Raw genomic sequence first — 3,183 nt, 5'->3', positions numbered from 1 at the left:
TCGACATCGAATTGGGCGACGATCCGAGCGATCGTGAGCGTCGCGCCGGCCAGTGCGAACCCCTGGCCGATACAGGCGTGGGGGCCGCTGGAGAAGGGCCGGTAGGCGTCGACGGCGTTCGGATCGCGCCGCTGCCAGCGGTCCGGATCGAACGTTTCGGGATCGTCGAAGTGGCGGCTGTCGCGTTGGATCGACCGCAACGGCATGACGACCGCCGAGCCGTCCTCAACGGTGTACTCACCCAACTCGACGTCGCCGTCCGCCTGTCGGAAGATCGCCCACGCAGGCGGGTACAGCCGGAGCGCCTCCCGGTAGGCCCGCTTCGTGTACGACAACCCAGCGAGATCGCCGTGGGTCGGCGGGCCGTCCCCGAGAACCTCGCGGGCCTCCTCGCGGACACGGCGTCGAGCTTCGGGGTGCCACGAGAGCAGACTCAAGGTATAAGAGAGACTCAGTGCAGTCGTCTCGTGGCCGGCGATGAGAAACGTTGCCACCTCGTCGCGGATCTGGTTCTCCGGGTAGTCGATGTCGGGGTCGTCCTCTGCCCGGATAAGCATCGTGAGCATGTCCATAGATTCGGGACGCTTGCCCTCGGCGAGCGTCTCTCGACGCTGTTGTATGAGGTCTTCGCTCAGTTCGCGAATGCCGGTGGCGGCCTCGCGGAACTCCTCGGAAACCGACGTGGGCACCCACTCCGGGAGGACGGTGTCGATGCTGAACTCAAACTCCTCGCCCGCGACACGCATCCACTCGTGGAACTGGTCGGCTTGGGCCTTACCGATATCAGTTCCGAGAAGAATCTCGCTTGCGACCCGGACCGTGAGCGACGTCATTTCGCGGTGGAGGTTCGTCTCGTGGGGGCCGCGCTCAGCCCAGCGCGTTGCGCGCTCCTCAATCCGCTCGCCGGTCGTGTTGGCATAGGCGGTGATCTGCCGCCCGCTGAAGGAGGGCGCAACGACCGAGCGCTGTTGAGACCACAACTCGCCCTCACTTTGGACGAGCCCCCGTTCGGCGATCATCGCCGCGGCGTCCTGTGCCGGGACTCGCTGGAAGTCGTCGGGGCGTTCGAGGGCCTCGCCGACAAGGTCGGGGCCGGTCAGGACGACGAGGGGTGGCCGTCCCGGAATCGGAATGCTGATTCCGTCGTCGTAGCGGGCCTGAACCCCGTCGAGGAACCGGATCGTGTCGGTCCCGAAGCGGAGTCCGTTTACCAAACCCGCCTCGGGCGGTGCGGGGAGTCGCGATGCCATATATTAATATATACCCTCGGCGGCTTGGGGCTTTCGCGTTCGGCAGCCGCCTCCGGAACCGGCCGCACATTTCGTCCGTCTCAGTTCGTCGTCGTGATCTCGATCACGTCGCGGTGGGACAACTCGGTGTCGGCCCCGATCTGTCGCTCCGTGCGAACGTCGTGGGCGTGCAGAAAGCCCTCGCCGATGTCGGTGTGCAGAAAGTAGGCGAACTCCTCGGCGGTCGAGCCGCCGGGGAAGACGAAACAGTCCTGCAGAAAGGAGCCGTCGTCCTGTGGCTTTCGCGCACCGGGGAACACCGCGATGGCGCCCAACTCCCCGAACAGTGCTGTCTCGATGGCCCGCTGGACGCCGGTTCCGCCGAACTCGTCGAGGAAGTCGCCGATCCGATCGAGGCCGGCCTCCTTTTCATCCGGAAGCGATTCGAGAATTTCGAACTCACTATCGCCGGGTCGATAGTTTAGCAGTCCGGCTTCGTCGCCGTTCTTGAGCGCCTTCTCGGCGTGAGCCGAGACGGGGACAATCGTCAGGTGCTCGTAGTCAGGATCGTCAGCGATCTCGGCGTAGTTTTCCTGTGCAGTCTCGGTGTCGACCTTGTTCGCCGCGATCACCATCGGCTTTGTTCGGATCCGAATTTCGCGGGCCAGCGCCTCGCGGTCCGCCGCCTCCCAGGCGTCCGGATCGAGTTCGAGACCCAGCGCGAGAATCACCTGCTTGAGTTCTTCCTCTTTGATTCCGAACGCGGACATCTGTTCGGCGAGGTCGGCTTCGATCGCCCGCTCCTCGCCGCCGTACCCCGATCGGTAGCGCTCGATCCCCTTCTCGAGGATGTCGAGATACCACATATCGAGTTCATTCTCGAGGAAATCGATGTCTTCGCGGGGATCGTGCCCCTCTGTCGGTTCCCCCTCCATGTCGGTTTGTCCGGTGAAGTCGACGACGTGGAGCAACACGTCCGCCTCGTTGAGATCCGAGAGGAACTGGTTGCCGAGACCCTTTCCCTCGTGTGCGCCGGGGACGAGTCCAGCCACGTCCACGAGTTTTGTCGGGACGAACCGGACGCCGTCGGCGCAGTAGCCGTGATTCGGCGTGCAGTCGTGGCCGAACTCCGGGCCGGCGCAGTCGACGCGGGCGTACGCCTCGCCGACCGACGGGTCGATGGTCGTGAACGGATAGGCCCCTTCAGGGACGTCGTTCATCGTCGCTGCGTTAAATAGGGTGGACTTGCCGACGGAGGGTTTGCCGACGAGTCCGATCGTATAGCTCATTACGCATATGGAGTCGAACAAGCCGCTAAAGGGTTATTAAACGCCCCGAGAGCGGGTGTGAGTGTCACGCGAGCAGCGCGGCCGTGACCGCGTTTCGGCCGATTCCGAACACGCCCCCGATTCGAGCGGGACGTCCGTCCGATCATCTGCGCCCGAGAGGTGGTCCGTGCGTCCCGTCGCCGCCCCGCGCTTCGGCCTCTGGGCTGCCGATCTGATCCTCTAAATCGCCAATGTGGAACGAAATTTGAACAGACTCTAGATCCACTCCGGACGCACTCTGTCCGGTTGTTGAAAAATACCTTTTGAGCCACTGATCGACGTGATACTCGTATGACGGAACACGAGACACGGCGACGGTTCATCGGAGCGACAGGCGCGCTCATGATCGCAGCACTGGCTGGTTGTACCGGTGACGGCGACGACGAGGGCGGTAGCGACGGGATGGACAACGAGAGCATGGACGACGAGGGCGGTAGCGACGGAATGGACGACGGGAGTATGGACGATGAGAGCATGGACGACGAAAGTATGGATGATAAAAGCATGGAGCACGGTGCGACGACGTTTACCGTACGGATCGAAAACGTCTCGTCGACCGATTTCTACGGGGCCGACACCGCGACGGGGGGGCAGATCTGGATTACGCCGGGGGCCTACGCCGTCCA

At 63.5% G+C, this 3,183-nt stretch carries 2 protein-coding genes and 1 pseudogene; 1 reads left to right on the top strand and 2 read right to left on the bottom strand.

Annotated features, from left to right (window positions below; all coding sequences use genetic code 11):
* Both ACI944_RS13605 and ACI944_RS13600 read right to left on the bottom strand, forming a co-directional pair.
* A partial coding sequence (locus tag ACI944_RS13605; protein WP_411719566.1) for a cytochrome P450 occupies positions 1 to 1,250 on the bottom strand: 1,250 nt, incomplete at its 3' end.
* 80 nt (positions 1,251 to 1,330) lie between these two features.
* Positions 1,331 to 2,518: a redox-regulated ATPase YchF gene (locus ACI944_RS13600; RefSeq protein WP_411719565.1), complete on the bottom strand. Its 1,188-nt coding sequence runs from the start codon at positions 2,516 to 2,518 to the stop codon at positions 1,331 to 1,333.
* 330 nt (positions 2,519 to 2,848) lie between these two features.
* Between ACI944_RS13600 and ACI944_RS13595 the strand changes: the two are divergent.
* Positions 2,849 to 3,183, top strand: a pseudogene (locus ACI944_RS13595) (hypothetical protein); the annotation flags it as partial.

Source organism: Natronomonas sp. (assembly GCF_046710025.1).
In the GTDB taxonomy this organism is placed as follows: Archaea; Halobacteriota; Halobacteria; order Halobacteriales; family Haloarculaceae; genus Natronomonas.
Note: the sequence above shows the minus strand (reverse complement) of the source record. Positions and strands in the feature narration are given on the sequence as shown.

Excerpts from the sequence above, each read along its gene's own strand:
- ACI944_RS13600 (WP_411719565.1), bottom strand. The coding sequence starts at position 2,518 with ATGAGCTATACGATCGGACTCGTCGGCAAACCCTCCGTCGGCAAGTCC.